This is a genomic window from Rossellomorea sp. GAMAL-10_SWC (assembly GCF_049568075.1).
GTDB lineage: Bacteria > Bacillota > Bacilli > Bacillales > Bacillaceae_G > Gottfriedia.
The window spans coordinates 4,726,165-4,752,842 of record NZ_CP144911.1; the positions used below are offsets into that span (position 1 = coordinate 4,726,165).

Below are 26,678 nucleotides of genomic sequence, written 5' to 3' on the forward strand. Positions count from 1 at the left end.
CAAAAAGTTATATACTTTTTGCTTTTTTATTTTGCATAAATTAGAAAATATTGGAATAAAAATTATTGACAATGATAATCATTATCACTTAATATAATAAATGTGTTTGTGTTGATAATAATTATCATTATCATCTGTTTGGACTTAAATGAAAATCATTAGAGGATGTGTAGAAATGATTAATATTCAGAACAAAGATGGATTAACAAATTATGATCACTTAGATCAGGAAGAGTTAAAAACTTTGGATTATCTTAAAAGCGAAAAACCTGAATTATTGGTAGGCTATCTTTCTAATGTGAAAGCAGGAAGAAGAGGAATTTTTCAACGTCTTTTCCAAGCGTTTATAAGAGAAAAATTAATACCAGATGAAAGAATTACTTGGATAGATGGAGAAGTGTCAAAAATTAACGTAAATCTACCTAGTGGAAGACTTCTGCAAGTTTCTGTTTGCAAATTACACTCACTTGGAAGATTCGATCTAACTGATGATGTAATTCTAATTGACAATACATTATCTAACGAACTAATGCATCCTGTTGAACTGATTGAGTTATTAAAGAACGAAGGGATGTTGGAGGAAGCAACTACAGAGCAGTATGAACGGTTTAAGCACGAAATTCAAAATGGTGTTGCTAATCTAACGTTGGCCCTAACGTGTGCTACAATCAATCATCAAGAATTAGCGGAAAAGGCTAAACAATTTTCGGTTCATTCTTCAATAGAATGGGCTCTACATCAAAAGAATCAGGACAAAGAATTTAGTCCACTTGCATTTTTTGAACAATGTGTAGTTGAAGGGCATCCTTTACATCCTGGAGCCAAAACAAAGTTTGGGCTTAGTGTCGAAGAGGTAATTCAGTACTCACCGGAATGGGGTGGCAAACCAGGGGTAGTCATTATTGCAGTTTCAAAAGACCTTTGTCGAACGACATCCATTGATCAAACTACTATTACAAATTGCTTATTTAAAGAGTATGAAAGTCTACAGCCTGCTGTTGAAGCGGTTTTACATAATAAAGGCTTACAGCTTAGTGATTTTGAATTGATACCAGTTCATCCATGGCAATTTGAAAATACACTAGATGCATTTTATGAAAAAGAGATTGCGCAAGGAAAAATAATTCCAATCAGTGATTTTGTTATTCCAACTCAATCATTAGTGTCATTTCGATCTTTAGCTCCGATTCAAAATTTAGGAGGGAAAAAACATCATTTAAAAACGGCAGTTAACGTGCAAACAACAAGTGCTATTCGTACGGTATCACCTAATGCTGTCGTAAATGGTCCGATACTTTCAAAAATATTTAAAGCAATTCAAGAAAAGGAATATGGATTTGATGGGAGATTTATTGTGCTAGAAGAACGAGCGGGAATTCATTTTAAGCACGAAAGTTTAAATGTTTCTGAGGAAGAGCAATGGAAACTTCAAGCAAATTTAGCTTCTATTTTAAGAGAAAATCCCGAAAACTATGTCCTACTTGAGGATGAAATTCCAATGGCGGCAGCGTCATTAATTTCAAAATCCCCAATAAGTAAAAAGCCAATTGTAATCGAGTTAATTGAAGAATTAGCTAGTGTAAATCGTTTAGATGATATGAACGAGGCTGCTAAACTATTTATTCGTAAATATGCAAGAACGTCATTACCTGGCTTTTTAACAATGATGGTACGTTATGGAATTAGTCTGGAAGGTCATATGCAAAATAGTGTCACGGTCTTTAGAGAAGGTGAGCTAGTACGCATTTTAGTGAGAGATTTTGGTGGAATTCGAATACTTCCGTCAAGAATGTGGAAACAAGGTTTTGAAGCAGAATTTTATCCTGGTTCATCTATTGTTACAGATGAGGAAAGCCAGTTACATAATATAATTTCGTATTCAGTTATGCAGAATCATTTTGCTGAGCTAATAACTTGTATAGTACGTACATTAGAGTTCGATGAAGGAGAGCTATGGGAAGAAATTGTTAAGATTAGTAGAGAGATATTCAAGGAATTAAAAAAGGATCCCTTGATTAAAGTACAAGCATCATTGGATGAAAAAGCATTTTTCCAACCAATGATTAACTTAAAAGCTTTAGCAACGATGCGATTACAAGGAGATAGTACTGCTTATTCATTTATGAAAGTTCCAAATCCAATGAAGTACTGGAAAGGAGAAATCGGAGAATGAGCGCAAGTTTAAGCCAAGTATTATTAGAAAAAGATTTTTTATATGAATCATTTGAAAAACTACGTAACGGAGAACTATTGGGAGATGAAGCTGCGAATCTTACTTTTTTAGTAGGCAATATGCCAAATCTAATTCCAAATTATATGGTAAACCTGGAAAAAGGAAGACGTGGTATTTTAAACCGTCTCGTAGGTTCAATGTTAAGAGAAAACATACTTAATTTTTCTACAGACTCACATGATTTATACGTTATTGACTCGATCTATGCACTAAATGTACCAGCTATTACAAGTTTTTGGAGAATGGTTATTCAACAGGTTCAATCTTATAACCTACAATCAGGCAAAACTTATAAACTATATTCTCTTAATGAGGATGAATGTTTGGTTATTCCGGTAAGTCGTACTTATGCGTTTAATCGAATTGAGGTCGACGGTGAAATATTAATTGTTACTGAGAAAGAAGTAACACCAATAAATCACTCGGTTGAACTGTTGGAAATTGTTCGTCACAAAAAAGAGTTCCAATACGAAAGTGAAAAATTTGCTTGGGAGCAGCTTGCAAAGGAACTAATTAATGGAAGTGCGAATCTTGCATTATCCTACGCGTATTGGGATCAAAAGAAAAAAGAGCTTCAAAAGAGGGCTTCAGAATTTAAGATTACGAATGTTTTAGACTGGGTTCTGTTTGAGAAAAAATTAAATTCAGCATTCGACAGTAGCTTATTTTTTGAACAACTTTCGGTTGAAGGGCATAATCTTCATCCAGGTACAAAGACGAAAATCGATATGAAAGCTGAGGATGTTTTTCAATATGCACCTGAGTTTGATGGAGTAGCTGCAATTCAATTTGTCGGCATTTTAAAAGAACGTGTTGAATGGTGTGTGAAAGATGAATTAGAAGAAGATGCAAATAAATTACTATTTAAGGTTTACCCTGAATTAAGAAATGTAGTTGAGCAACAATTTCAGCTACAAGGCCATCGTTTAGAAGAATATGTAATCGTTCCAGTTCATCCATGGCAACTAGAAAACGCTATTTCTGTAGTTTATAAGCAAGAATTGAATGATCAGACTATTGTTCCAATCCAATCATTTCACGTTCCTTGTGGATCAACATCTTCTTTCCGAACTGTTGTACCACTCGGGAACCAAGGGAGCATGAACTATGCAATTAAAGTTGCAGTTAAAAGTCAAATGACCTCAACTGTTCGTACAATTTCTGCAAATACAACGAATAATTCTACGATTGTTACTAGATTAATAAAGTCCATTATGGAAATTGAGCAAGTATTAAGTAAGCAGTTTGTACCAGTTTATGAGATTGCTGGTTACAATTTCAAAAAAGAAAATGACAAGCAAAAAAATAGAAATTTATCTGCAGTATTACGCGAAAATATTGAGTCATTTACTTTCAATGATGAAGTTGCAATTGTCGGAAGTTCTCTATTTTCAGAATCACCAATTTCAGAAAAGACCATCGTCTCGGAATTAATTGAACAGTATGCTAAAACGACAAATGAATCAATTAGACAGGCTGCTTATCAATTTGTTTCAGAATATGTAAATATTGCGTTACCTGGATTTTTAACACTATTAGTTAAATATGGCATCGGTTTAGAGGGACATTTGCAAAATAGTGTAATGGTATTTAAGAACGGTCAACCTGTCCGGATGCTTTTCCGTGATTGGGGTGGTCTACGAATTTATAAAGAAAGGCTTAAGAAAAACAATTTACATGTAGAGCTTTACGCCGGTTCGATAACGGCGACAGATGACTTGAAAGAAGTGCACAATAAATTATTTTATACGGTATTTCAAAACCATTTAGGAGAGTTAATTTTACAAGTTTGTAATGAGTTCGGTATTAATGAAAGAGAACTATGGCAAGAAATCCATCGAATCTGTAATAAAGTTTTTGACAAATTAAAGGCAGACCCGACGTTAACAGAAAATGTGGCATGTGACCGTGAAGCTCTTTATCAAATGAAAGTTGAGCATAAGGCACTTACAAAAATGCGACTAGATCCTGCGAAGAAAGGATATTCTTACGCAATTGTTCCAAATCCTCTTCATGAATTTAAGTAAAAAGGAACGAAATGACAATGGCACAAATTGAAGTACAGAATAAAAAAAATTCACGTTTTGCTTTTCAATCAAAATCCTTCAATATTTTTATGACAGGAAGCTTAATTTCAAGAGTCGGAGATTGGATGGATTTAGTTGCATTAAATTGGGCTGTCTTGCAATTTACAAATTCTCCAATTCATTTAGGCATTATGAACGCTTGTAGATTAGTTCCAACATTTTTATTAAGTGTTCCAGCGGGAATAATGGCTGACAGGTTTGATCGTCGAAAATTGTTAATATGGCTTCAAGTAGGAATGATGCTGTTAACATTTGTGATCGGATTTCTTGTCGCAAAAGGTCCCTCATTTTGGCTGTTTGCACTAATTGTGGCTATACGCTCGATGTTTGCAGCTATGGATCCACCAATTCGAAATGCGCTAATACCAAACCTTGTACCGGAAAGTTCAATGGTGAGCGCACTTGCAGTTAATACAATGATTATTAATCTATCGCGAATTATTGGACCTGCAATTGCTGGTATCTTGTTAGGTATTATAAATATAGCAAATTTATTTTATATCAATGCTTGGGGTACATTTGCTGTCTTAATCTCTTTAGCAATTATTCGGGCAGACTACCAATTGATTAAATATAAAGATAAAGATGAAAAAATAACAATAAAAGAAGCTGTCGATTTCGTAAGGAAGAAGCCATCAGTCCAATCATTGCTTATATTAGCAATTGTTCCAATGGTATTTGGTTTTCCATATACGACAATGATGCCACTGTTTGCTAAAGAGTTATTGCATCTCGGTCCTGAAGGATTTGGTGTTTTATTATCGATTTCTTCCATTGGTGCAATAATTGGGACAAGCTGGTTATCTATTGGGAAAGAGGTTATCGAAACGGGTAAATGGCTAATTTATTCAAATATTGGATTTGGTCTATCATTGCTATTATTTATTGGAACAAATAATTATCTAGTTGCAGGTTTGGCAATGTTCCTTGTTGGTTTAACGAGTCAAACATACAGAACGTTGAGTCGAATTACACTGCAAAAGCAGGTTCCAGATCATCTCAGGGGAAGAATTATGAGTATTGCTTTAATGGATCGTGGATTTATTCCATTAGGTGCATTATTAATTGGAGCAATAGCATCAAGTTTGGGAATTCTCTGGGCGGGAAGTGTAATGGGGCTTGGTTGCATCTTAACTACTTTAATGATTGTGTTGAAAAGAAGAGAAATCTTAAAAGTATAACTTTATTATTCATAGGAGTGTAAGAAAATGATTGCAAATATTGTGCAAACACAAAGTCGAGAGCAAGATCGTCCATTTTGTGCATATCTTTATGACCTAACAAAATTACGAAATCATGTAAATTCATTAATGACAACTCTTCCTTCAAGCTGTCGATTATTTTATGCAATAAAAGCAAATTCAGATGAAATGATTCTTAAAGCATTGGCACCAATTGTGAATGGTTTTGAAGTAGCCTCGTTAGGAGAAATTGAAAAGGTAAGGAATATTGATTGTAATATACCAATTCTATTCGGTGGCCCTGGAAAAACACGTCATGAAATCGAAATGGCAATAGAGTATGGAGTAACCTTACTTCATGTTGAAAGCTTACATGAAATAAAACTTGTTAATTATATAGCAATGCAAAAACATGTCTCTGTTTCAATATTATTACGAGTTAATTTACGTCATTCTGTACCGTCAGCTAAACTAAAAATGGCTGGAGTGCCAACACAATTTGGTATTGATGAGACAGAAATAGATAAGGCGATTTCCTTAATAGAGGGATTACCAAACTTGAAATTAGAAGGTTTTCATTACCATGCTATGTCGAATAATACGGATTCAAAATCACATGCATCTTTTGTAGATCATTGCTATGGATTAACAAAAGAGTGGAGTAATAAGTGGAACTTAGACATCACATACGTAAATGTCGGTGGGGGAATTGGAATAAATTACTTACAGGTAGATAAGCAATTTGATTGGGAAGATTTTACGGAACAATTGGAAAAAGTACTCGAAAAACATAATGACAAAAGTTGGAATACTTTATTTGAGTGCGGTCGATATCTTACTTCTTCGTGTGGCTATTATGCAGCGGAAGTCCTAGATATTAAACAAAATCACGGTGAGTATTTTTGTATTCTACGAGGTGGAAGTCATCATTTAAGACTTCCTGCAGCTTGGAAGCAAAGCCATCCATTTACTGTCATCCCAGTAGGAAAGTGGCGATATTCTTTTGAAAGACCTGAAGTAATCGATGAAAAGATTACAGTAGCCGGAGAACTTTGTACACCAAATGATGTATTAGCTAGAGAAGTCATCATTTCTAAATTACGGGTAGGCGACATTTTGCTGTTTAGCTATGTGGGAGCGTATGGCTGGGCAATCTCACATCATAATTTTCTAAGTCATCCACATCCTGAACGAATTTATGTAGACCGTGATTCTTTAATTAGACAGTATGATTTTGTAAATGAAGGAATGTCATTTGAAGTACAAAGTTAGGCTAGGTATGATAAAGCTGAGGAACTTCTTCCTCAGTTTTTTTAATTTAGTCGAAAATTGATACAAACATTAAAAATAGTTAATAAAAATATAATTGACTAAAATCTGAAATAGCTTTATTATCAAGAGGTGATAATGATTATCATTTATATTTAAGGGGAAAATCAACGATGAAGCAGGCTCTTATTAAAGTAACTTTAACAGCTTTACTATTTTTAGTTTTACCGTTTAAAACCTTTGCTGCAAGCCCTGAAGAGGATTTAACACATGCAAATTCTTTTGTAGAAAGTGCAATTCAATCTGCTCAAAAAGGAGATTTTAAATCTGCTGAGCAGGAATATAAAAAATTCAACGACGAGTGGCTTGATAAAGAGGATGGAATAAAAAATAAATCGATTGATGCGTATGGCAAAATCGAAGAAGCTATGGGAATGGTTCAGTATAACCTAGCTCAAAAAACAGTGAATCAAAATGCACTTGTTACTGCACTTAAAGAATTAGAAGAGGTAAATGAAAAGTTTATTTCTCATCAGTTCGCTAGTTCAAAATTAGATTCAAAAAGTACAGGTAGTGTAGAAGATTTAATCGAAATATTAAACAAAGCTTTAGCAGATTTAAAAGATAACAATGTATCAGGAGCAACTTCAGAGATTGATCAATTTAGAAAATCTTGGATCAATATTGAAGGTGTTGTATTAACACAATCTCAAACAGTGTACACAGACGCTGAAAGAGATATGGTAACTTCTTATGCAATGCTAACTGCTAAAACGCCTGATGTGAAAGCGGCTACAAAAACAATTACAGATATGCGTGATTATCTATTACCATTAGCGTCTAAAACTAGTTATACAATGATCGATGCTATTACTATCTTACTGAGAGAAGGATTAGAAGCATTACTAGTAGTTGTAGCATTACTAGGTTTTATTAAAAAGTCTGGACAAGAAAAGAAAAGTAAGTGGATCTGGTTTGGTGTTGGCACGGGATTAGCTGTCAGTATCATACTAGGTATCATTGTAAATATCTTATTCTCTGCAGGTGCTTTTGGAAGTAACAACTTCTTAATCGCAGGCTGGACTGGGGTATTTGCGGCTGTCATGCTCTTATATATGAGTTATTGGTTACATAGCAAATCCAATACTAAGCAATGGCAACAGTATATTAAAACTAAGAGTGATAAAGCTTTAAATACTGGTAGTCTATTATCTTTATCAATTCTTGCGTTTTTAGCAGTTTTCCGTGAGGGAACTGAAACGGTATTATTCTTTATTGGAATGGCGTCATCAATAAAACTGTCGTCATTATTAATAGGAATTGGGTTAGGATTTGCAATTTTAGCAATACTAAGCTTCTTAATCTTAAAGGTTGGTCTGAAAATTCCAATGAGACCGTTTTTCCTTATTTCAAGTATATTAATGTTCTATTTATGCTTTAAATTTGCCGGCATGGGAATTCATGGTTTACAACTATCTGGATTACTTCCAGCGACTCAGGCACCTATTCCTACAATTGATTTCTTTGCGATTTATTCAACTTGGGAGAGCTTTGTACCCCAGATGATTTTGTTGCTAATAGCTTGTATTACTGTTATTTATAATAGATTCTCAAATAAAAATAATAATAAAAGTAGTAAAAATTCAGGGGGAACGAAAAATGTTATCTAATAAAAAACTAGTCGCAGCAATGGCTTTAGGACTATCTTTAACTTTATCTGCATGTGGAACGAAAACAGACAATGCAATTAAAACTGGTTCTGATGATATGATCAAAACGATTTCAGAATTAAAAACACAAATTTCAAATAATGATGAAGTAAAGGCAAAAGATAGCGGAGAAGCCCTTGAAAAATCATGGGAAAAATTCGAAGATTCGGTAAAAGGTAAAGACAAAGATCTTTATGAAAAAGTTGAAACGCCACTTCATATTATTGAAGCAGGAGTAAAAGTATCCCCATTGAATGCAGATACACTTAACCAAGCTGGTGACGAATTAGAAAGTGTATTAAAAGAAGTTAAAGATTTAAAATAATAAACAATAATCATCGTTTTCTAAAAAAGCCTACATAGAAATATCTTTGTAGGTTTTTTCTTGATTTTATTCACGCAATTTTGGGGATTTTTTCTTAAGTTAACCTTTTCATAAAAGCAGGTAGACAATTAACTTGTCTTCACTTAAGATAAAGATATTGATAAGGATTATCATTATTAATTGTTTATATAATAAGTTTTGATCCGGGGGAATCACTTATGTTACTTTCAGAATTAAAAATAGGCGAAAAAGCAAAAATAACGGACTTGTCATCACTAGGTGAGGCAGTGAAGAGACGTCTTTTAGATCTAGGGATAAGTGAAGGGGCTATGGTCTGCCTACAATGTACAATGCCGTTCAAAGGGCCTTGTATGATTGAAAATTGCGGACAATCACTTGGCATTCGATTTCATGATGCATCTGGGATAAAGGTAGAAAAAATATGTTAAATATAGCGCTTATTGGAAATCCAAATACAGGAAAAACTTCTCTATTTAATAATTTAACAGGTACATACCAATATGTAGGAAATTGGAGTGGGGTTACCGTTGAAAAAAAGGTAGGGAGTATAAAAAATAAACTTGGAAATCTAATTGATTTACCAGGTATCTATTCTCTAAGCCCTCTTTCAAAAGATGAGGCCGTTGTTTCACATTTTTTTGTAAATGAAACATTTGATGGGATGATTAATATTGTTGACGCTGCTCAATTAGAAAGAAATTTAATGCTCACTCTTCAACTTCTAGAGTTTAATAAATCAATGATTATTGGTCTAAATATGGTTGATGTTGCTAAAAGAAGAGGAATTTCAGTTGATCCTTCTAGTATCTCAAAGATATTACAAGTACCAGTTATTCCAATTGACGCTAGATCGGGTAAGGGAACAAACGAGGTAAACGAATTACTAGAGACAATTCCTCAATCTGAAGTTGAGTTTGAAATTGATTATGGAATAATTATTGAAGACGGTATTAAAAATATTATGACACTATTACCTTCAACTTTATCTATTCCTAAAAGATGGACTGCAATACAAATTTTAGAGGGCAATAAAGAGGTAATTGAATTCATCGCTTCATCCTACGATTTTAGTAAAATTGACCAAGTAATTAAAATAACAGAGGCACAATTACACAGTGAAAAAGGTGTATCACCTTCAAAATGGATTTATTCTATAAGAAAAGAAGTCATTTCAAAATTAATTGGAAGTTCTGTAGAGAAAGAATCTAATGAAGCAGTTACATTAACTGATCGCATTGATCGATTTGTGACACACCCAATTTTGGGTATTCCTATTTTCCTAGTTACAATGTTTTTAATGTTTAAGCTTACTTTTGATTGGTTGGGGTTACCCTTATCTGACGCATTAGATGGGTTTTTATCAGGATCTGTAACGGACTGGCTAACAAATGGCTTAAATGCAATACATGCATCTGATTTTATAAAAGCAGTTGTTCTTGATGGTATTGTTGCCGGTGTTGGTGGAGTTTTAGTCTTTGTTCCACAAATTTTTATTTTGTTTTTACTAATTTCATTCCTTGAAGATTTTGGATATATGTCTCGAGCGGCTTTAGTAATGGATCGTTCGATGGAAATGGTTGGTTTAACTGGTAAGGCATTTATTCCAATGATTATTGGATTTGGTTGTAATGTACCTGGAGTTATGGCTGCAAGAACAATTGAACAGCCTAGAGAGAGATTACTCACCATTTTGTTAACACCATTAATGTCTTGTTCGGCGCGTTTACCAGTATATGCACTTTTCGTTGGAGCGTTTTTTGCAAAAAATCAAGCAATAGTTGTTTTTTCACTCTATATACTCGGAATAGTAGTTGCATTAGTATTAGCTAAGGTTTTTTCATCTACTATATTAAAGGGTGAATTTTCATTATTTGTCGTAGAACTCCCACCGTACCGTATGCCACAAGGTAAAGCTTTATTTAGAAGCACATGGGATAAAGGTAAAGGATTTATTCGAAAAGCAGGTACGTTTATTTTTGGTGGTTCTGTAGTAATATGGTTATTATCTTATATGGGACCAAGTGGTTTAGGTGTTTCGATGGATGATAGCTTTTTAGCAATGATTGGCGGAATACTTACACCAATACTTGCACCTTTAGGTTTCGGGACGTGGCAAGCAGGTGCTTCTTTACTAACAGGATTTTTGGCTAAAGAGGTAGTCGTATCTGCCATGAATATTATCTATCATGTGCCAAATGCACATTCTTTACAAGGAATATTGTCAACACAGTTTTCTGCACTTTCTGCATTTAGCTTTATGGTATTTGTCTTATTGTATGTACCATGTCTTGCAACTGTTGCGACAATTCGTAAAGAGACAGGTTCTGCTAAATGGACGTATTTCTCAGTTGGATATGCACTAGTTATTGCGTATATATTAGCGCTAATTATCTATCAAGTTGGAAGTCTCTTAGGCTACTAAAGAAAGGGGTATCTACTTATGATTGTCAATATTATAATAGGAGCTCTTATTTTTGGATATGCAGGGTGGACACTTTTACGATATATAAAGAAAACGAAAAAAGGTAAATGTGGCTCATGCTCAATCGCAAAGACTTGTAGTTCAAATTGTGATACAAATTATTCAAAATAGAAATATAGCTTTAACTAAAAAGATAAAATTTAAAGTAAACTGTCTAAATACTTGAATAAAGTAGAAGGATTAATTAAGATGATAAAGTAATTAATTTAAATAATTGAATAGTACTAGGGGTGCCGTAAACGTTCGGCTGAGATTAAGACACATAAGTCTTTGACCCTTTAACCTGATCTGGATAATGCCAGCGTAGGAAAGTGAACGGTAGAATACATATTTTGTATTCATAACATTGATTTGTTCGAGCACAAGTCCTTATGGGATTTGTGCTTTTTTTGTATTTAAAATCAAGTTTCATCTTCTATCTGTAAGATCAAAGAGTTCTATTCATGAAATAGGGGGAAGAGAATTGAAGAAAGTATTAACGATAGCAGGCTCTGATTCAAGTGGTGGTGCAGGTATTCAAGCGGATTTAAAGACGTTTTCAGCTCATCGTGTTTTTGGAATGAGTGTAATTACAGCAGTAACTGCTCAAAATACGCAAGGAGTGTTTGCAGTACAAGATATGACACCAGAGATGATTGCTAGTCAGTTAGATGCAATTTTTACTGATATTGAAGTCGATGCTGTAAAAATTGGAATGGTATCTCAAATAAAGACGATTAAAGTCATTGCTGAGAAACTAAAGCAATATAAACCAAAGCAAATCGTAGTTGATCCAGTTATGGTTTCAAAAAGCGGATTTGACTTATTAAGTCCGGATGCAAAGGAAGCTTTAATACAAAAATTGATTCCATTAGCAACTGTTATTACGCCAAATCTTCCTGAAGCAGAAGTCATTACTGGAAGAAAAATTACAACGATTGAAGAGATGAAAGAAGCTGCTATTCAAATTCACTCATTAGGTGCTAAAAACGTCCTTGTAAAAGGTGGTCATCTAGAGGGGGAGGCTACCGATATTTGTTTTAATGGCGAGGAATTTACAAGCTTTAATAGCGTTAGAATTAATACAATTAATACCCACGGTACAGGTTGCACTTTATCTTCAGCCATTACATCTAATTTAGCAAATGAACTTGAATTAAATGAGGCAATTAGAGAGGCGAAAAACTATATAACATTAGCAATCCAACATTCCTTTTCAATCGGAAAAGGGGTAGGTCCTGTACATCATTTTTACTCATTGTATGAAAAGGCAGGAGCTCAATATGTCTAATCAAAATGTAAAAATGACGAAGTGGAACTTTACAACACTTTGGTTTGGTGCGGCAGTTTCTGTAGCAGAAATTATGACTGGTGCCCTAGTAGCACCACTAGGTTTTACGAAAGGCTTGACGGCCATTTTAGTAGGGCATTTACTTGGAACATTATTGCTTATATTAGGTGGAGTCATTGGTTCTCAGCAAAGATTATCAGCAATGGAATCTACAAAAATTTCATTTGGTAGCTATGGTAGCTATTTGTTTTCGCTTTTGAATGTTCTACAGTTACTAGGCTGGACAGCAATTATGATTTTAACAGGTGCTCGCTCAATCAATTTAGTTACAATTAAAGATTATCGGTTTGACCACCTATGGGTTTGGTGTTTAGTAATTGGAGTATTGATCGCAATCTGGTTGTACTTTGGGCAAAATGCTTCAAAAAAACTTAATAGTTTAGCCGTTTGTTTGTTATTTGTCTTAACAATTATGCTCTGTTTTGTCATTTTTAAAAGTGATAAGATCCTAACCCAACCAAGCACTTCAGGATTATCTTTTGGTGCAGCCGTTGAATTATCGGTAATTATGCCATTATCGTGGATTCCATTAATTAGTGATTATACTCGTTTCGCGAAGACAACAAAAGATGGAGCGATTGGTAGTTTTATAGGTTATATGTTTGGTAGCTCTTGGATGTATATTATTGGGCTAGGCGCAGCATTAGCATTTAATCAAGTAGACCCGGTTGCTGTTTTAATGAGTGCAAATCTAGGATTATTTGCAGTTGGTATCGTCGTCTTAGCAACTGTTACAACGACTTTCATGGATGCTTACTCTGCCGGAATATCAGTTACAACCATTTTTCCAAAGCTAAATGGAAAACATATCGCCCTAATCGTTACAGCTCTTGGAACATTATTGGCCGTTATTTTCCCAATAGAGAAGTATGAAGGATTTTTATATACAATTGGTTCTTTTTTTGCACCGTTATATGCAATTTTATTAACGGACTATTTTATTCTAAAAAGAACAAATATAAGTAAATCGTTGAAGATTGATTGGATCGCGTTTATTACATGGATTTTAGGAGTTTTTATTTATCGTAAGTTTGTACAATTAGACTTCTTCCTTGGAGCTACTGTTCCAAGTATGATTTTAATTTGTGTCATTTATATAGTTGTTCAGTTTGTTATTAATAAGCTTGTTCCAAAGCAAATCGGGGGAGAAAAAAATGTTAACTATGAATGAAATGAGTCAAATTCTTGAAAGTGTGAAAGAGAAAAAGCCTTTAGTTCATCACATTACAAATTATGTAACTGTAAATGACTGTGCAAATATGGTGTTAGCCCTAGGTGGATCACCAGTTATGGCAGATGATTTAGCCGAAGTAGAAGAAATGGTATCTTTTGCATCAGCACTTGTTATTAATATTGGAACATTAAATGAAAGAACAATTCAATCAATGATTAAGGCTGGTAAAAAAGCTAATCAATTAGGCGTACCAGTTATATTAGATCCTGTTGGTGTAGGAGCAACTACTTTACGTACAGAAACGACTTCTAAATTATTGAAAGAAGTACGTTTTGCAGTAGTTCGTGGAAATATGTCAGAAATTAAAATGATTGCTGGCTTAAAGGTTCAAATTAAAGGTGTGGATTCTGTAGCTGGTGAAGAAGACGGCGTTGAAATTGCAAAATCTCTATCAGCGAAATTAGGCTCAGTAGTTGCAATTACAGGTGCAGTAGATATTATTGCAGAACAAGACCGAGTATGTACCATTTCAAATGGAGATAAAATGCTAGCTGATGTAACTGGAACTGGATGTATGAGTACATCATTAATTGGAACTTATGCTGGTGCAACGACTGATTATTTCCTTGCAGCTGTTTCCGGTATTACGACAATGGGTCTTTGTGGAGAGCTTGCTAAGGCTCGCCTAACTGAAGGGCAAGGAATCGGTACATTTAAAGTAAACTTATTTGATGAAGCATCTAAAGCTTCTGTTGATACACTTCTAACGGGAGGAAAAATCGAATGGCTACAGCAAAAAGTAAAATAGATTATAAGCTTTATTTAGTAACGGATCGAGATGTATTAGGATCAAGGGATTTAGTTCAATCTGTTGAGGAAGCAATTAAAGGTGGAACAACAATCGTACAAATAAGAGAAAAAAATTGTAGCAGTCTAGATTTTTACAGTATTGCTATGCGAGTAAAAGAAGTCACTTCAAAATATAATGTTCCATTGATTATTAATGACCGTTTAGACATCGCATTGGCGATACAGGCTGATGGCTTGCATATCGGTCAAGAAGATTTACCTTTGACTGTGGCTAGACAGATTGTTGGGGAAGATATGATTATTGGTGTATCTGCATCAACATTAGAAGAAGCAATGATTGCACAGGAACAAGGTGCGGATTATGTTGGTATTGGTTCAGTGTATCCGACGAGTACAAAACTAGATGCAAAATATTTAGCACTAGATGAGTTACGAAGAATACGTGAGGCAGTAAAAATTCCAATCGTAGGCATCGGTGGAATTAATGAAAAAAACGTTGCTGAATTAATGGAAACAAAAATTGACGGTGTTGCAATTGTTTCTGCGATATTAGGGAAAGAAGATATTAAATCGGCTGCTGAATATTTGAGTATGTTGGTTAATAAGTAATAAATTAGTATCTAGGGTATCTATTACATCGTTATTTGATGGATAGGTGCCCTTTTTGTATTTTAAGAGGAAAACTTGATTGTCATGAACTATTTAAAAATCATAGATTCATATCAATTCTTTAATTGATTTAAGAAGAATTAGAACAATTGGCTAGTTTACCGTATGAAAGGATCAACTGTTGTGCGATTTTTAGTGTATAATTCCCCAACTAGTATGGGTAATTTATCATCTAATTGCAGTTTTGAAGTTTTTAATTGCAGATATAGCTATTTTAATTGCAGATTTGCCTTTATATGCAGTACTCCTTTTACTTGCACTGATATCCTGCTTATTTGCAGCTCTCTAGACTTATTTGCACAGTCAGGCTTCTTATTTGCACCCCTCTAAAACGCATTTGCACTCCCCCATCCAACAGTAATTCCGACTACATCCCGACAATCCTCCCACTTTTCCTAACATTTCCTCTCTTGTCTCAATTTGTCGAACATAGATTAAAGGAAAATGGTAGAAAATATCGAATATTATCAATTGTAAGACTAAAATATTTATTTCTTATACACGAAATATGAGACTCCACTGCTTTTTGCTGCAGTTGGAGACATTCTTACGTTTTTTTAAACGTACCTAAATATTAAAAGGAGAGTGACTAACACATGGATTTTTTATTATCTAAAGAACAGCAAATGATTCAAGAAATGGTACGAGATTTCGCGGCAAAGGAAATTGAGCCTTTTGCAGAGGAACTTGATCGTGATAGCAAATTCCCAATTGAAACGTTCAAAAAAATGGGTGAATTAGGTTTATTAGGAATTCCGTTCCCTGAAGAGTATGGCGGTAGCGGTGGCGATACAATTAGTTATGCGTTAGCTGTAGAGGAAATAGGGCGTGCATGTGGAGGAACAGGTTTAAGCTTTGCTGCAACATGTTCATTAGGCGCTTCTCCAATTTACTATTTTGGTACAGAGGAACAAAAGCAAAAATACTTAGTTCCAATGGCGCAAGGAAAAACGCTAGGAGCTTTCGGTTTAACTGAGCCAAATGCGGGTTCTGATGCTGGTGGAACACAAACAAAAGCAGTTTTAGAAGGTGATGAGTATGTAATTACAGGTGAAAAATGCTGGATTACAAACGCTCAGTATTCTAACACAATTATCGTAACTGCTTATACTTCTATTGATGAAAAAGGAAAGAAAAATATTTGCGCGTTTATCGTTCCAACTGACTCAGAAGGATTAACAATTACAGATCCTTATGACAAGATGGGTGTTCGTGCTTCAAATACAACTCAAATTGTTTTAGATGGAGTACGTGTTCCAAAAGAAAATATTCTTGGCAATCCTGATAAAGGTTTTGGCCAATTCTTATATACATTAGATGGTGGTAGAATTTCAATTGCAGCACTTGCTGTAGGTATTGCACAAAAGGCTTTTGATAAAGCATTAGTATATGCAAAAGAACGTAAACAATTTAAACAACCTTTATCTAGTTTCCAAGCTATTCAATTTAAATTAGCTGATATGGCAATGGGAATTGAGTTAGCAAGAAATATGGTGCATAAAGCTGCATGGTTAAAAGACAATGGAAAACCGTTTACGAAAGAAGCGGCATTCGCTAAGTTATACGCATCTGAAATCGCTTCCAAAATTGCGAATGAATCATTACAAATTCATGGTGGATATGGCTATATGAAAGAGTATGGCATCGAGCGTTTAGTGCGTGATGCTAAGTTACTTGAAATTGGTGAAGGTACATCAGAAATTCAACGTATGGTAATTGCACGTCAATTAGGATGCCGATAAGGAGAGAGAATATGATCAAAATACTTATTGCAAACCGCGGGGAAATCGCATGTAGAATTATTGAAACATGTAAAAAGCTTCGTTATCAAACTGTAGCAGTTTATTCAGATGCTGATAAGGAAAGTTTGCATGTTAAGTTAAGTGATGAAGCATTTTCTTTAAAAGGTAATCATACAAAAGATACGTATTTAAATGCAGATTTAATTATAAAAATTGCAAAAGAAAATAATGTAACAGCAATTCATCCTGGATATGGCTTCTTATCAGAAAATAGCGATTTTGCTAGAAAATGCAAAGAAGCAGGCATTCTATTTGTTGGTCCTAAGCCAGAGCATTTAGAGATGATGGGCGAAAAAATTAGAGCTAGACAAATAATGGAGCAATTAAACATTCCATTAATTAAAGGAAATTCTCACCCAATTCAATCGGTTGAAGAAGCGAGAGAAATAGCAGACCAAATTGTCTATCCTGTTATGTTAAAAGCGTCTAGTGGTGGCGGCGGAATCGGTATGAAGTTAATCGAAAACGAAGCACAGCTAGAAAAAGAATTTTTAACAACACAAACGAGAGCTCTTCAATTTTTTGCGAATGATGATGTATTCATTGAAAAAGCGATTATTAAACCGAGACATATTGAAGCACAAATTGCTGCTGATACTCATGGCAACGCTGTTTTCTTATTTGAAAGAGATTGTTCAATTCAAAGAAGAAACCAAAAAGTTGTTGAGGAAGCACCATCACCGTTCCTTTCTCCACAAGGTAGAAAGAAACTTGAAGAATATGCCCTTACAATTGCTAATCAAATGAAATATGTAAACGTGGGGACAATTGAATTTTTAGTTGATGAAAAAGAAAATATTTATTTCTTAGAAATGAATACTAGATTACAAGTTGAGCACGGTGTAACAGAAGGAATTACAGGAATTGATCTAGTTGAATGGCAGTTCCGTATCACATTTGGTGAAACACTTCCAATTCGTCCAACTCATGTAGAAATGAATGGTCACTCGATCGAAGTAAGGGTATATGCCGAGGATCCTAAAACTTTCTTCCCATCACCAGGAACAATACAACACTGTAACTTCCCAGAGGAGATTGGTGTACGTATTGATACACATCTATATGATGGATGGGTTGTATCACCGTTTTATGATCCATTATTAGCGAAAGTGATTGTAACGGCTAATACAAGAAAAGAAGCAGTAATTCAACTGCACAATTATCTTAAAAAGGTAGAAATTGAAGGTATTAAAACAAATCTGCCGTTTTTGATTGATATTCTTTCAACGAATGCATTCCAAGAAGGCGACTATACAACAAGTTTTATTAGTGAATATCAAAAAGTGAAATGAGGTAATTAAAAATGGAAAACTTAACTGCAATGATGGCTGGAAGCGTATGGAAATGTCTTGTATCAGTAGGGGACGAAATTAGTAGTGATCAAGATTATGTAATCTTAGAATCTATGAAAATGGAAATTCCTCATGCTGCTCCTTATAAATGTAAAGTCGTAAATGTGTTCGTTAACGAAGGTGATTTTGTAAACGAGGGTGACTCTTTAATTCAAGTTGAAAAACTAGGTTAGGAGTTATTAGTGATGAAGCTACCTCAATCGGCTTTTATAAGAGAAGTAGGTCCACGTGATGGTTTGCAAAATGAAAAACAGTTTGTTTCCACTGAAAAGAAGCTTGAGTGGATTAATCTATTAGTAGAGAGTGGTTTGTCTTATATTGAAGTTTCTTCGTTTGTAAGACCAGACTGGATTCCTCAATTAAGTGACTCGGTAGATCTATTTACGAGGCTTAAGAAAAAAGATGGGGTTACTTATGCTGCTCTTGTTCCTAATAAAAGAGGGCTAATGAGTGCATTTGAAGTAGATGCAGATGAAATTAATTTCTTTGTTTCTGCAAGCGAAACACATAATTTAAAAAATAAAAACGCGAGTATCGAGCATTCAATGAGCGATATTCGCTCAATGATTACAGAATGTAAAAATAATAAAAAGACTACTAGAGCATATATTTCAACTGTATTTGGTTGCCCGTATGAGGGTGCTGTAGACCAAATGAAGGTGATCAAACTTGCAAACCAATTACTTGAATGTGGTGTAGATGAGATTTCCTTAGGCGACACAATTGGAATTGCTAATCCGCTTCAGGTAAATCAATTTTTAGAAGATCTAGTTAAAGAAGTACCAGTTAATCGTATTGCTATGCATTTCCATGATACATATGGTCGTGCAGTTGCAAATCTATATACTTCTTTACTATTTGGAATTGAAAAATTTGATTCATCAAATGGTGGGCTAGGTGGTTGTCCATATGCACCAGGAGCTAGTGGAAATGTAGCTACTGAAGATGTTGTTTCATTACTTCATAATTTAGGTATTACAACTAATGTGGATGAAAAGAAACTACATCAAGCTACTTCATATATCTCTGAACAAATGAACTTAACACCAGTTAGTAAGCTATTTTCCGTATGGAATGGTTCAAAGGAGAGTATTTAAATGGAATCAAGTTTATTAGTAAGTGATATCGGTCATATTAGAATTCTTACATTAAATCGTACAAATGCAGCTAATTCATTATCACGTGAGTTACTAGATGCTCTTCATAGCCAAATGGATGAGTTAAAGAAATCATCTGTTCGTGCTGTCATATTTACTGGTAGTGGGTCATCTTATTTCTGTAGTGGTGCTGATTTAAAAGAAAGAAGAGGCATGACTGAGAGTGAGGCTCGAGAAACTGTTGAAAAAATCGGGACACTTTTTGAAAAAGTGGAAAGATTACCTATGCCAACAATCGCAGCAATCAATGGAGTTGCCTTAGGTGGTGGCTTAGAACTTGCTTTAGCATGTGATTTAAGAATTGCTCATAAAGATGCAATCGTTGGTTTACCAGAAACATCTTTAGCGATTATTCCAGGTGCTGGTGGTACACAAAGACTTCCACGTTTAATTGGGCTTGGAAGAGCGAAGGAGTTAATCTTTACTGGTAAACGTTTAAATGCACATGAGGCTGAAGGCTATGGCATTCTAGAACATGTTGTTGAAATAGATGAATTACAAAATAAGGCGCTTGAAATATGCGAAACAATCGCAAGTAAAGGTCCTCTTGCAATCCGTGCAGCAAAAAAGGCGATTCAACGCGGTTTCGATCTTCCTTTAGATCTAGGGCTAAGATTAGAAACTTATGAATATGAAACTTTACTGCATACAAACGATCGTATGGAAGGTTTAGTAGCATTTCAAGAAAAGCGTAAGCCGCAATATAAAGGAGAGTAATTGCATGTCAAACGAAGCAACATATCAAGCTCGAAAAGAACAAATACTTTCTGGTGGGAAAGAAAAATATCATGAGAGCAATGCCAAAATTGGTAAGCTCTTTGCAAGAGAAAGAATTAATCAACTTTTAGATAAAGACACTTTTGTGGAAGATGGTTTCTTTGCAAACTGTATGAATGACGAATTTCCAGCAGATGGTATCGTAACAGGAATCGGTAAAATTAATGGCCGTACTGTATGTGTAATGGCGAATGATTCGACTGTAAAAGCAGGGTCGTGGGGCGAAAAAACAGTAGAAAAAATCATCCGAATTCAAGAAACATGTTTAAAAATGCTTGTACCTTTAATTTATTTAGTGGACTCTGCAGGAGCACGTATTACGGATCAAGTATTTATGTTCCCAGGTAGACGTGGTGCTGGACGTATATTCCACAACCAAATTAAGCTATCAGGTCAAGTACCTCAAATCTGCTTACTATTTGGACCTTCTGCTGCAGGTGGAGCTTATATTCCTGCATTTTGTGATTCTGTATTTATGGTTGAAGGTAATTCTTCAATGTACTTAGGATCACCTCGTATGGCTGAAATGGTAATTGGCGAAAAAGTTACACTCGAAGAAATGGGTGGAGCTAGAATGCACTGTTCAGTTTCAGGCTGCGGAGATGTATTATGTGAGTCAGAAGAAGAAGCAATTGCTAAGTTAAAAGATTATTTATCTTACTTACCAACTAATTTCAAGCAAGGGGCTCCTGTTGTTGAAGCTAAAAATCCTGTTCAAAAGGAGAAGTCTTTAGCAGAAATTATACCAAGCAATCAAAACGTACCATTTTCTATTTATGAATTTATCGACCGAGTAGTTGATGAAGATTCATTCTTTGAAATTAAAAAGCTATTTGCACCTGAACTAGTCACTGGTTTTGCTAGATTAGATGGACGTAGCGTAGGAATTATCGCTAATCAACCGAGAGTTAAAGGTGGCGTATTATTCCATGATTCAGCGGATAAAGCAGCTAAATTTATTAATTTATGTGATGCTTACCATATTCCTTTATTATTCTTAATGGATGTACCTGGTTTCATGATTGGTACAAAAGTAGAGCGTGCAGGAATTATCCGCCATGGTGCAAAAATGCTTTATAGCATGAGTAATGCATCTGTTCCAAAAATCTCAGTTATCGTTCGTAAAGCATATGGTGCTGGACTTTACGCAATGGCAGGCCCTGCATTTGAAACAGACTGCGTCATTGCATTCCCATCTGCTCAAATCGCTGTAATGGGACCTGAAGCAGCAGTAAACGCAGTGTATGCAAAGAAAATAGCAAGCTTACCAAAAGAAGAACAAGCTGCCTTTATCCAAGAAAAACGTAAAGAGTATGCTGAAGATATCGATATTTACCGCTTAGCATCTGAGCTAGTAGTAGATGTAGTCATTCAACCTGAAGAGCTACGTACAGAGCTAATTAAACGTTTTGCTTATTACTCAGAATCATATGAAACTCCTGCTACGAAAAAGCATGGTGTTTATCCTGTTTAAAGGATAATGAAAACAGCCCTAGAATTAGGGCTGTTTTTTTATTCGTTTCGTATGTGGGGTTAATATTCATTCGTTTATGGAAAAATTAATTAGATACTATGTAGTTTGTGAAAGTGACAAAATCGTCACTTTAGATCATGTTAAAATCGATGGTTTGCAATATGCAGTCGGTTTATAGTTAACATGAACAGGAGGTATCATATTAGGGGCGAGTGGACAATAAGAACACAATACAAAGCTCTTAGCGGTAAATCTTAATAATTAAACAAACGTTTGATTAAATATATTCTCCTAAAATTTTAGATTTAGAGGTAATTTATGTTTTATTAAGAAATTATAATAGTAGTGGAAGTAGTTTTATAAACTGCTACTAAAGGGGGGGATTACTTGAGTAAATTAGATCAGAAGCTAAAAGAATGGCACAAGCATAACTTACTTGATGAAGAATCATTAAATCGAATAGTCGAGTATGAAAGGCATCGGGCTAAAGCTGAAAAGCAATCATTTTTAGGAGATATTATACCATTTTTAATTGCATTACTTGTAGCATTCTCAATTTTAGCGCTTGTGGGCAGTAACTGGAACGATTTTAGTCAAACCATGAGATTAATCATTATTTTTGTAACACTATTAGTTTTCCATGCAGTTGCATTTATAAGCTATCAAAAGGGTAAAGAATTGTTTGGGAATTGTTTAAACTTTATTAATGTAATTGGGTACGCATGTGCATTTGTATTAATTGTACAAATGTATCAATTTACTAGTGACAGCCCAGTATTTCTGATCACTTGGACAATGCTCGCATTCCTTTACTTTTATGTGTTAAAGCATAATATGTTCTATTATCTTTTCTTAGGAATTGGATTTTTTAGTTTGAGTTATAGTGCTGGAATAGGAACGGCACATGTTTATCTTCTTCAAATTCCATTGTTACTTTGCTCAGTTTATTTCTTGAAAATTATGAAGAATCGATGGAATGCTAGCTTTAATTACACATTTCTAGGCTATATTGTCATTATGTTTTTCCAGACATTTTCAGATCGCCAATATATGACGCCGATCATTCTAGTCGTGTTTATTCTTTGGTATTTAAATGAACGTGGGATTATTACTTATGTTATTTTACCTGTATTTACTATATTTATATGGTTATTTACATTTTTCACTTCATTATTTGGAGGATCATATGATGTAATCCACGAGATACAAAAGGAATTTTCACATGGATTTTTAAAGCCGATTGCAGTGCCACTGTTTGATGCGATCATTCTATTAATCCTAATACTAGCAATCTATACTATGTACAAGAAATGGAAGGACAATGTATCGTTTAATAATTATCTTTGGATCTTCTTATTTATATTTTTATTGCCAATATTAGGGGTACAAGATCAATTAGCCAATATGATCGTTGGAGTATTAATACTATTTGCTTATTCGTGTATACGTTTATTTAAAGGTGTATCTGGCCAGGAAAAAGGAAGTATTATTATTGGTTTTATAACATTTGCCTCACTCGTTATTGGAATTTATACAGGATTTGCAATTTCATTTATCAGTAAATCAATTGTGTTTATTATCCTTGCAGTAGTTCTATATTTTGTCTATACCCAATCGAGAAAAGCAAGAGGTGATGAACATGCAAAATAAGAAGAAGTTACTTATGCTTTCAATCATTCAATTTATCTTATTACTAGCTTTACTTGGAAACATTATGTACTTTAAGCAATCAGCCGATACGTTTAAAATAAGATCAGAAAGTTTGGATCCAGTGGAACCTTTATTGGGACATTATGCAGCCCTATCGTATGATTTTGATTCAATAACAATGAAGGATTGGAATGGTAAAGGTAAGCCGAAAGAAGGGGAAAAAGTTTATATTGTCTTTCAAAAGGGACAAAACGATATTTATCAATTAGATTTTGTAACGGATCATCGTCCAAAACATTCAAAATACATTAAAGCAACTATTCAATACGTATTTTTAGAAGAAGACGAAGAAATTGCCATCAACCATAATCTAAGTCGTTTTTACATTCCAGAAAGCCAAATGGACAAATACAATCGAGGCGGATCTAAGTATATTGTTACAATCCAGCAAAAAGGAGATCGATCAGTCGTTAAAGCTGTCGATGTTCAGTGAAATAGCCACTCAATTGAGTGGTTATTTTTTATAGTATCTTGGAAGAGTTTACTAGTTTAAGACAAGAAAAGGGTTTGATTTTTAGACATATTTAGTACGAAAAGTCATCTTTATAATGTGGAAATATATGGTATTATTTAGTATATAAAATGATGGAGATTTTAAAAGATGAATAAGTTTATAAAAATAATATTATTACTATTATTCTGTTTCTATTTAATGATCCTTACTGAAAGAATTCTATTTAAATATTTACCTGTACAACAATTTATTAGCCATTTCGAAATTAATTTCGCTAGAGATGATTGGTGGAGATCAAATAACTTTATTCCATTCAAAACGATTATTTTTTATTTGTTTTTGGCTGATATTAATTTTGATATTAGAATTAGTAATTTGGCTGGCAATATTATCGGGTTTATGCCATTTGGCTTCTTGTTGCCGTTAATAGTTAAGAAGTATGATAATTTGAAATCAATTTTAAAAGCGACTTTCATTTTAAGCTTAACTTATGAATTACTTCAGTTATTATTATTTCAGCTAGGTAGCTTTGATGTTGATGATTTGATATTAAATACACTTGGCGGTGGATTAGGTTATTTAGTTTTGAAAATAATAAGATTGGTTTTTGACTTGAAGAATAAACAAAGGGTTAATACTTCTAGAATGAATTGACAACTTTTTTTTAAGAATATAAAAAGAGCTCACATCATAAGAATGAGCTCTTTTTGTATTACGCTGAAATTTCATCACGTTTTAATAAATTAGCTTTTGCTAAACGTTTTCCAATAATAACACCTAATGCAGATGCTACATAGGCTTTAACTAATCCAAGAATAATGAAAGGATAGAAACCGAAAGCCATTGCATCGTGCCAGCTTAGAGAGGCTGCAATTTTTAACCACACAGTGCCAAAAATTAATGTAACAAACATTCCGATTGTGTTTGCAATCATTGCATTTAAGACTGTGAACTTAGTTTTTTCAATATAGTAAGCGATGATGAAAATAGTTGGAATAAATCCAACTAAATAACCACCTGTTGAACCGACTAGTACACCAAACCCTGCAGCACCACCTGCGAAAACCGGGATTCCGATTGCACCAAGTGCTAAATAAAGAAGTAAAGAGATTGTTCCGTATTTTTTACCTAAAATCGTAGCCGCTAAGCCAATCGCTAATGTTTGTCCTGTGATTGGAACAGGAGAAAAGGGCAAAGGAATAGATAGTTGGGATAGAATACCAATAATTGCTGCAAATAAAGCTGAATTAATAAGCATTTTTAATCTTTCTTGTTGCATTACAAAATCTCCCTCTTTATGTTAACTTGTTTTATTTGTTAGTTAACATATTATAAATTAATTATATTTTATATAAGAAGATTGTCAATATGATTAAATTTAAAGAGTATTAAAATCATTAATTTTGAGAAGTTTAAATGAAGGGAAAAGACTTAAGGAGAGCTCACCTAAGTATATTAAAAGTAATTGCTCTAGGAAAATGTCTAGTCCCCAATTTAATAAAAAAAGTGTAATTCGAATACGATTACTCTTCTTTCAAAACTATAATTTTTTTCCTGCATCATTTAATTAAGAGCTAGTTCTTTTAATTAATTTGATTACACCATAAATAATTCCAGCAATCATTAAAATTGTAACTGGTAAAACTACAATCATTCCTAACATTCTATGTACTCCCCTATTCAAGAATAGATGACATTTATTAGAGAAGTTAGTAATGTGTCGGGGTTGAATTATATTAATATAATTGTTTCCTTAAACATAAAGCTGATTAAAAAAAGTGTATATTTTCAATGGGAAATTAAGAAATATTAAAGAGTGAAAATAACATTGGCATGACTAAGATTATGTTACTAGTAAATAACCTAGATAATAGACTTTTTAGTTTAATTGATTGCCAAATCCTTGTTTAGCTAGAGAGAAAAAGTGTGTTACTACTATAAAATCGGGATACGTAATTAACATTTAGTTTGTGAGTCTAAAGTATATATATCTAATTATATATTTCACTAGGTAAGGATTTTCGTTATATTAAAATAATAAAAACTTCAAAAAAATAATATTGATAAGTGTTGACATTTATGAAAAATAGGAATAAAGTATGTATTAATTGAATCGCGAAAAGCAATGATAGGAATTTTAGTAGTGGAGTTTTCCCTGTAACAGAGAGCTGGTGGTTGCTGCAAACCAGTACATAGAACACATGAATTACGATCCTAGAGCATCTTCCTCGAAACGAATTGTGAGGGGAAGACGGTGAAGAGCCGTTATGAAATGAAGATATTAGTATTGTTTTTAATACTAATAATTTAGGGTGGTACCGCGAATAGACTATTTCGTCCCTACTGTGCAAACAGTAGGGACTTTTTTATTTTAAGAAAATAATTTAATTAAATAATAAGCAATGAATGGAATTAAAGTAGTGAAGTTTTCCCTGAAACAGAGAGCTGATGGTCGGTGCAAATCAGTACATAAAACGACATGAATTACAATCCACGAGCATCTTCTTCGAAACGAATTGTGAGGGGAAGACGGTGAAGAGCCGTTATGAAATGAAGATATTAGTAAGTTTTAGTAAAACAGCTAATAACTAGGGTGGTACCGCGAATTTAAAGTTCGTCCCTACTGTGCAAACAGTAGGGATTTTTTTATGTAAAAAAATCC

23 protein-coding genes, 1 riboswitch and 2 other annotated features are annotated in these 26,678 nt (G+C 34.0%); of the genes, 22 read left to right on the forward strand and 1 reads right to left on the reverse strand.

All coding sequences use genetic code 11. The features are described from left to right. Positions 1-175: 175 nt before the first annotated feature. The 22 genes from V5E38_RS22805 to V5E38_RS22910 all read left to right on the forward strand — a co-directional run bounded on the left by V5E38_RS22805 (position 176) and on the right by V5E38_RS22910 (position 24,670). Positions 176-2,173 (forward strand): IucA/IucC family protein, encoded by a 1,998-nt coding sequence (locus V5E38_RS22805; protein WP_499211550.1) that lies wholly within the window; start codon positions 176-178, stop codon positions 2,171-2,173. Continuing rightward, positions 2,170-4,260, forward strand: a complete 2,091-nt coding sequence (locus tag V5E38_RS22810) for an IucA/IucC family protein (protein WP_499211551.1) — start codon at positions 2,170-2,172, stop codon at positions 4,258-4,260. Before V5E38_RS22805 ends, V5E38_RS22810 begins: the two co-directional genes overlap by 4 nt. A 17-nt stretch (positions 4,261-4,277) precedes the next feature. Next, positions 4,278-5,501, forward strand: coding sequence for an MFS transporter (locus tag V5E38_RS22815; protein WP_499211552.1), 1,224 nt, complete (start codon positions 4,278-4,280; stop codon positions 5,499-5,501). Between the two features lie 27 nt (positions 5,502-5,528). Beyond that, positions 5,529-6,773 carry a type III PLP-dependent enzyme gene (locus tag V5E38_RS22820; RefSeq protein ID WP_499211553.1) on the forward strand — a complete coding sequence of 415 codons (1,245 nt, stop codon included), beginning with the start codon at positions 5,529-5,531 and terminating at the stop codon, positions 6,771-6,773. Positions 6,774-6,943: 170 nt separating this feature from the next. After that, entirely contained in the window at positions 6,944-8,440 is a 1,497-nt protein-coding gene (locus tag V5E38_RS22825) for an FTR1 family iron permease (protein WP_499211554.1), read from the forward strand. Further along, complete coding sequence (locus tag V5E38_RS22830; RefSeq protein ID WP_499211555.1) at positions 8,430-8,804, forward strand: hypothetical protein; 375 nt, start codon at positions 8,430-8,432, stop codon at positions 8,802-8,804. Before V5E38_RS22825 ends, V5E38_RS22830 begins: the two co-directional genes overlap by 11 nt. Positions 8,805-9,022: 218 nt before the next feature. Beyond that, complete coding sequence (locus tag V5E38_RS22835; RefSeq protein ID WP_499211556.1) at positions 9,023-9,253, forward strand: FeoA family protein; 231 nt, start codon at positions 9,023-9,025, stop codon at positions 9,251-9,253. Further along, positions 9,247-11,247 carry a ferrous iron transporter B gene (gene feoB, locus V5E38_RS22840; RefSeq protein ID WP_499211557.1) on the forward strand — a complete coding sequence of 667 codons (2,001 nt, stop codon included), beginning with the start codon at positions 9,247-9,249 and terminating at the stop codon, positions 11,245-11,247. Before V5E38_RS22835 ends, feoB begins: the two co-directional genes overlap by 7 nt. Before the next feature lie 18 nt (positions 11,248-11,265). Continuing rightward, positions 11,266-11,418 carry a FeoB-associated Cys-rich membrane protein gene (locus V5E38_RS22845; RefSeq protein ID WP_025568315.1) on the forward strand — a complete coding sequence of 51 codons (153 nt, stop codon included), beginning with the start codon at positions 11,266-11,268 and terminating at the stop codon, positions 11,416-11,418. Between the two features lie 105 nt (positions 11,419-11,523). Continuing rightward, positions 11,524-11,634, forward strand: a riboswitch (TPP riboswitch). Positions 11,635-11,770: 136 nt separating this feature from the next. Beyond that, positions 11,771-12,577 carry a bifunctional hydroxymethylpyrimidine kinase/phosphomethylpyrimidine kinase gene (gene thiD, locus V5E38_RS22850; RefSeq protein ID WP_499211558.1) on the forward strand — a complete coding sequence of 269 codons (807 nt, stop codon included), beginning with the start codon at positions 11,771-11,773 and terminating at the stop codon, positions 12,575-12,577. Then, positions 12,570-13,808 (forward strand): SLC5/6 family protein, encoded by a 1,239-nt coding sequence (gene cytX, locus V5E38_RS22855; RefSeq protein WP_499211559.1) that lies wholly within the window; start codon positions 12,570-12,572, stop codon positions 13,806-13,808. The genes thiD and cytX overlap by 8 nt, the downstream gene beginning before the upstream one ends. Further along, positions 13,792-14,619: a hydroxyethylthiazole kinase gene (gene thiM / locus V5E38_RS22860; protein ID WP_499211560.1), complete on the forward strand. Its 828-nt coding sequence runs from the start codon at positions 13,792-13,794 to the stop codon at positions 14,617-14,619. The genes cytX and thiM overlap by 17 nt, the downstream gene beginning before the upstream one ends. After that, complete coding sequence (thiE, locus tag V5E38_RS22865; protein ID WP_499211561.1) at positions 14,595-15,230, forward strand: thiamine phosphate synthase; 636 nt, start codon at positions 14,595-14,597, stop codon at positions 15,228-15,230. Before thiM ends, thiE begins: the two co-directional genes overlap by 25 nt. Before the next feature lie 656 nt (positions 15,231-15,886). Next, entirely contained in the window at positions 15,887-17,032 is a 1,146-nt protein-coding gene (locus V5E38_RS22870; protein WP_097975124.1) for an acyl-CoA dehydrogenase family protein, read from the forward strand. Between the two features lie 11 nt (positions 17,033-17,043). Beyond that, positions 17,044-18,384 (forward strand): acetyl-CoA carboxylase biotin carboxylase subunit, encoded by a 1,341-nt coding sequence (locus V5E38_RS22875; protein WP_499211562.1) that lies wholly within the window; start codon positions 17,044-17,046, stop codon positions 18,382-18,384. Positions 18,385-18,395: 11 nt separating this feature from the next. Then, positions 18,396-18,617, forward strand: a complete 222-nt coding sequence (locus tag V5E38_RS22880) for an acetyl-CoA carboxylase biotin carboxyl carrier protein subunit (RefSeq protein ID WP_025568303.1) — start codon at positions 18,396-18,398, stop codon at positions 18,615-18,617. Positions 18,618-18,629: 12 nt separating this feature from the next. Next, positions 18,630-19,541 carry a hydroxymethylglutaryl-CoA lyase gene (locus tag V5E38_RS22885; protein WP_499211563.1) on the forward strand — a complete coding sequence of 304 codons (912 nt, stop codon included), beginning with the start codon at positions 18,630-18,632 and terminating at the stop codon, positions 19,539-19,541. After that, positions 19,542-20,318, forward strand: coding sequence for a Clp protease/crotonase-like domain-containing protein (locus V5E38_RS22890; protein WP_499211564.1), 777 nt, complete (start codon positions 19,542-19,544; stop codon positions 20,316-20,318). 4 nt (positions 20,319-20,322) lie between these two features. Beyond that, positions 20,323-21,852 carry an acyl-CoA carboxylase subunit beta gene (locus V5E38_RS22895; RefSeq protein ID WP_499211565.1) on the forward strand — a complete coding sequence of 510 codons (1,530 nt, stop codon included), beginning with the start codon at positions 20,323-20,325 and terminating at the stop codon, positions 21,850-21,852. Between the two features lie 387 nt (positions 21,853-22,239). Further along, positions 22,240-23,502 (forward strand): DUF2157 domain-containing protein, encoded by a 1,263-nt coding sequence (locus V5E38_RS22900; RefSeq protein ID WP_499211566.1) that lies wholly within the window; start codon positions 22,240-22,242, stop codon positions 23,500-23,502. Beyond that, positions 23,492-23,995 (forward strand): GDYXXLXY domain-containing protein, encoded by a 504-nt coding sequence (locus V5E38_RS22905; protein ID WP_499211567.1) that lies wholly within the window; start codon positions 23,492-23,494, stop codon positions 23,993-23,995. Before V5E38_RS22900 ends, V5E38_RS22905 begins: the two co-directional genes overlap by 11 nt. A gap of 168 nt (positions 23,996-24,163) precedes the next feature. After that, entirely contained in the window at positions 24,164-24,670 is a 507-nt protein-coding gene (locus V5E38_RS22910; protein ID WP_499211568.1) for a VanZ family protein, read from the forward strand. 58 nt (positions 24,671-24,728) lie between these two features. Here V5E38_RS22910 and V5E38_RS22915 read toward each other — a convergent pair whose 3' ends face one another. Next, entirely contained in the window at positions 24,729-25,295 is a 567-nt protein-coding gene (locus V5E38_RS22915; protein ID WP_499211569.1) for a biotin transporter BioY, read from the reverse strand. An 837-nt stretch (positions 25,296-26,132) separates the two neighbouring features. Further along, positions 26,133-26,361 (forward strand) — a binding site (T-box leader). A gap of 48 nt (positions 26,362-26,409) precedes the next feature. Next, positions 26,410-26,641, forward strand: a binding site (T-box leader). Positions 26,642-26,678: the final 37 nt, after the last annotated feature.